This is a genomic window from Streptomyces sp. NPDC057565, assembly GCF_042801455.1.
Taxonomy (GTDB): Bacteria; Actinomycetota; Actinomycetes; order Streptomycetales; family Streptomycetaceae; genus Streptomyces; species Streptomyces yanii.
This window is the reverse complement of record NZ_JBHVFU010000143.1, coordinates 1-4,793: the sequence shown is the minus strand read 5'-3', so window position 1 is coordinate 4,793 and position 4,793 is coordinate 1. Positions and strand designations below refer to the sequence as shown.

Here is a 4,793-nt window from a genome sequence, read left to right as displayed (position 1 = left end):
ACCCGAGAACACGAACGCCGTCCGACCCCCGGCATCCGCCACACCCCGAACCAGACCCGGCGCCTCCTCACCCCCAGCCAACGCCACCAGACCGCGCAGGAGTTCACCACGGTCCACGCCGGTCACCGCAGCCCGATGCCGCAGATGGGACCGCCCGGTCGCCAACGCCCGGGCAACGTCCACGGATTCCAGATCCGGGTCCTCATCCAGACGCGCCAGCACACGCTCGGCCTGGGCACGCAGCGCCGCCCCGGTGTGTCCCGAGAAGAGCCAGGGCATTGCCAGCCCACCGGCCGTCGGCGTCTCGGTCTCGGGCGCCTCGATGATCACGTGCGCATTGGTGCCGCTGATCCCGAACGAGGAGACCCCCGCACGGCGCGGACGCCCCTCGGCCTCCCAAGCACGCGCCTCGGTGAGCAGCTCCACCGCGCCGGCCGACCAGTCCACCTGCGGCGACGGCTCATCCACATGCAACGTCCGCGGCAACACCCCGGACCGCATCGCCATCACCATCTTGATCACACCGGCCACACCCGCCGCCGCCTGGGTGTGCCCGATGTTGGACTTCACCGACCCCAGCCACAACGGACGATCCGCCTCACGGTCCCGGCCATACGTCGCCAGCACCGCCTGCGCCTCGATCGGATCACCCAGACGCGTCCCCGTCCCATGCGCCTCCACCACATCCACCTCAGCCCCGGACAACCCGGCATCAGCCAACGCCGCCCGAATCACCCGCTGCTGCGAAGGCCCGTTCGGCGCCGTCAGACCGCTACTGGCACCGTCCTGGTTCACCGCGCTGCCCCGCACCACGGCAAGAACGCGGTGGCCGTTACGGCGGGCGTCCGACAGCCGCTCCAGCACCAGCACACCCACACCCTCCGAACAGCCGACACCGTCGGCGGCAGCCGAGAAGGACTTGCACCGCCCGTCGGGAGCCAGCCCGCGCTGCTCGCTGAAGTACACGAACATGTCCGGTGCGGCCATGACCGTGACGCCTCCCGCGAGCGCGAGGGTGCACTCGCCGCGACGCAGCGACTGGGCGGCCAGGTGGAGGGCGACCAGGGAGGACGAGCAGGCGGTGTCCACCGACACCGCCGGGCCCTCCAGACCCAGGGTGTAGGCGACCCGGCCGGAGACGATGCTGCCGTCACTCGTTCCCGCGCCGTAGTCGTGGTACATGACGCCCGCGAAGACCCCGGTCCGGCTGCCCTTCAGTGACAGCGGCGGAACACCCGCCCGCTCCAACGCCTCCCAGGACGCCTCCAGCAGCAACCGCTGCTGCGGATCCATACCCAGCGCCTCACGCGGCGAGATACCGAAGAACTCCGCGTCGAACTCCGCCGCGTCGTAGAGGAACCCTCCCTGGAGGGAGTAGGTCTTGCCAGGCGTACCCACCTCCGGGGTGTAGAGCTCGCCGATGTCCCAGCCGCGGTCGGCCGGGAACTCCGAGACACCGTCCCCGCCGTCGGCGACCAGCCGCCACAGCTCCTGCGGAGAGGTGACACCGCCCGGGTACCGGCAGGCCATGCCGACGATCGCGAGCGGTTCACTCGCCGCGGCGGCGAGGCGTTCGTTCTCCTTGCGCAACTCTTCGTTGTCGAGCAGGGACTGCCGAAGGGCTTCGACGATCTGCTCCGTAGAGGGAGCCGTGCTCATGCTGTCTCCTCTTCCCCGCCCTGCCCTGTGGAGCCGTTGCCCGCCGGAAGCGTGTTCCCGAGGACCGCACGCACCAGATCCCCGGCGTCCATTTCCTTGATCGTCCTGGTCCGTTCGCCGGTGTCCGCGGTGCCCGGTTCACCAGGAGCGGCGACCGCGCCGGCCGTCGCGTCCGGGAGTGTTTCGCCCGGCTCGTCCTCCGACAGTTCGGCCAGGAGGTACTTGGCCAGCGGTACCGGGCTCGGGTAGTCGAACATCAGCGTGGCCGGGAGCCTGAGACCGGTCGCCTCGCCCAGCCGGTTGCGGAGTTCGATCGCGGCCAGGGAGTCCAGGCCGAGGTCGGTGAACCCCTTCTGAGCGTCGACCGCCCTGCCGTCGGTGTGTCCCAGTACGCCTGCGGCCTCGGTGCACACCAGGTCCAGGAGGACTCGCTGCCGCTCGCCGCCGGGCAGTCCGGCGAACCGTTCGCCGAGCGTGCTCGCGCTCACTGCGGGCTCGGGTCCGGCCTTCAGAGACCGTCGGACCGTCGTCTCGGGCAGCAGCAGGGCGGGCACCTCGGGCCGATTGCGCAGAGCCGCCGGGTCCAGGCGGACCGGTACGAGGACGGCGTCCGGCGCGGCGAGGGCGGCGTCGAAGAGGGCGAGTCCGCCGTGCGCGGTAAGCGGCGGGGTGCCGTTGCGGCTGAGCCGCTCCATGTCGATGTCGTCCTCGCTGCCCTGCCACGGACCCCATGCCAGGGACAGCGCGGGCAGACTCTGGGCGGCCCGGTGCTCGGCGAGCGCGTCGAGGAACACGTTCGCCGCCGCGTAGTTGGCCTGCCCCTCGGCGAGGATCAGGCCGCCCGCGGACGAGTAGAGCACGAAGGCCGCGAGGTTCAGGCCCCGGGTCAGCTCGTGGAGGTTCCACGCGCCGTCCACCTTGGGCCTCAGCACGTCGTCGACTTGGCGGGGCGTCAGTGTGCCGAGTGTTCCGCCGTCCATACCGCCTGCCGCGTGCACCACCGCGGTGAGCGGGTGCTCGGCGGGGATCTGCGCGAACAGTCCGGTGAGGGCTTCGCGGTCCGCGACGTCGCAGGCCGCGAAGGTGACGGTCGCACCGAGCCCGGTGAGGTCGGCGCCCAGGCTCTTGGCGCCCGGGGTGTCCGCGCCGCGTCGGCCGACGAGGAGCAGGTGCCGTACGCCGTACTCGGTGACCAGGTGCCGGGCCAGGGCGCTGCCGAGCAGGCCCGCTCCGCCGGTGATCAGCACCGTGCCCTCGGGGTCCAGTGCCGGCGCTGTGCCCGCCGTGGACACCCGGTCGAGCCGGGGCACCCGGAACGTCCCGGCCCGCACGGCGAGTTCCGGTCGGCCGAGCGCCAGGGCGGTCGGCAGCGCACGCAGTGATGCGTCCGTCCCATCCGTGTCGATCAGCGACACCCGCCCAGGGTTCTCGGCCTGGGCGGCGCGGACCAGTCCCCACAGGGGGGCCATGGCCAGGTCGGGACCTTCCGGCGCGTCGACGGCGTGTCGGGTCACGACGGCGAAGCCGACCTTGGACAGGCGCGGCTCGGTGAGCAGGTCGCGTAGCAGGGCCAGGGTCCGGTGCACCGTGTCCCGCACTGCTGCGGGCGGATGCCCGGCCGCGTCGCCGGCCGTCGGCGGGCAGCGCAGCAGAACGGTTTCGAGTGTGCCGGCCGCCTCGGCGAGCGATGCCACATCCTGGTAGGCGGGGAGGTCCAGGCCGAGGTCGTCGGTGCCGAGTACGGCCCAGTTCCGGCCTGGTGCCCCGTCCGGCCGGGGCGCGGGCGCCGCTTCGGCGGGCACCGGCCTCCAGGCGATCCGGAACAGCGATTCCGGTGCGTCGGTGCCGTCGGCGATCTGCGCCGCACCGACCGGCCGGGTCACCAGGGACCCCACCGTCGCCACGGGGACGCCGGCGGTGTCCGTGAGGTCCAGTGCGGCGGCGCCGTCACCGGATGCGGGACGGACGCGGACCCGTAGTGCTGCGGCTCCAAAGGCGCGCAGCGACACACCGCTCCACACGAAGGGGATCGTGGTCTCGGTGAGTGCCTTCGGGCCGCCGTCGACCAGGAAGTCGACGGCGCCGAGGGCCGAGTCGAAGAGCGCGGGGTGCAGCCCGTAGGAGGCGGCATCGGCATCGGCGGACAGAGCCACCTCCGCATACACCTCGTCGCCTCGTCTCCAGACGGTTCGCAGGTTCCGGAACACCGGCCCGTATTCGTAGCCCATCTCCGCCAGGTCGTCGTACACCCCGTCGATGTCGATCCGCCGCGCGCCCTCGGGAGGCCAGACGGTGGTGTCGGTGTCCTGTCCCCGGCCGTCCGGGGTGTCCGCGGGGCTCGTGGTGAGCGTGCCGGCCGCGTGCAGTGTCCAGGCGGCGTCGGCGGGTGCGTCCTCGGGGCGCGAGTGGACCGATACCGGACGCCGGTCGTCCTTCTCGGGCCCGACGACGACCCTTGTCCGGACCCCGCCCTCCTCGGGCAGGACGAGCGGAGCCCGCTGCGTCAGCTCCTCGAGGAGGTCGCAGGCTGCGTGCTTCCCCGCGTGCAGGGCCAGTTCCACGAAGGCCGTGCCGGGCAGCAGGACGCGTCCCATGATGCGGTGGTCGGCAAGCCAGGGCTGCTGGTCGGCCGAGAGGCGGCCGGTGAGGACGACGCCGCCCGAGTCGGGCAGTTCGACCAGCGCGCCGACGAGAGGATGGTCGTCTCCACCGACACCGGCCGAGGCGATGTTCCCGGATGGTGGGGTGGCGTTCAGCCAGTACTCCTGGCGTTGGAAGGGGTACGTGGGCAGGTCGGTCCGGCGCGCTCCGGTGCCGGCGTACAAGGCCTGCCAGTCGACCGTGCCGCCGCCCGCGTGGTAGGCGCCGACCGCGGCGAGCAGGGCGGTCGCCTCGGGGCGTCCCGGGCGCAGGGTCGGTGTCAGCAGGGCACCGTCGGTGTCGGACAGGCACCGCTGCGCCATGGCGGTGCAGGTGGTGTCAGGACCGATCTCCACGAACCGGCCCACCCCCTGCCCCTCCAACACCCTTACCGCGTCATGGAAACGGACCGGCCGACGCACGTGCGACACCCAGTAGCCCGGATCACACAACTCCTCCGCCGTGGCCACCGCGCCTGTCAGCGACGACACCAC

Annotated in this window: 2 protein-coding genes; both read right to left on the bottom strand. The window is 72.3% G+C overall.

Annotation, left to right across the window (positions count from 1 at the left end):
- Positions 1–1,659: type I polyketide synthase (locus tag ACFU8W_RS52040; RefSeq protein ID WP_384052848.1), on the bottom strand; the 1,659-nt coding region annotated here is incomplete at its 3' end.
- A partial coding sequence (locus tag ACFU8W_RS52035) for a type I polyketide synthase (protein WP_384052846.1) occupies positions 1,656–4,793 on the bottom strand: 3,138 nt, incomplete at its 5' end. The genes ACFU8W_RS52035 and ACFU8W_RS52040, both read right to left, overlap by 4 nt.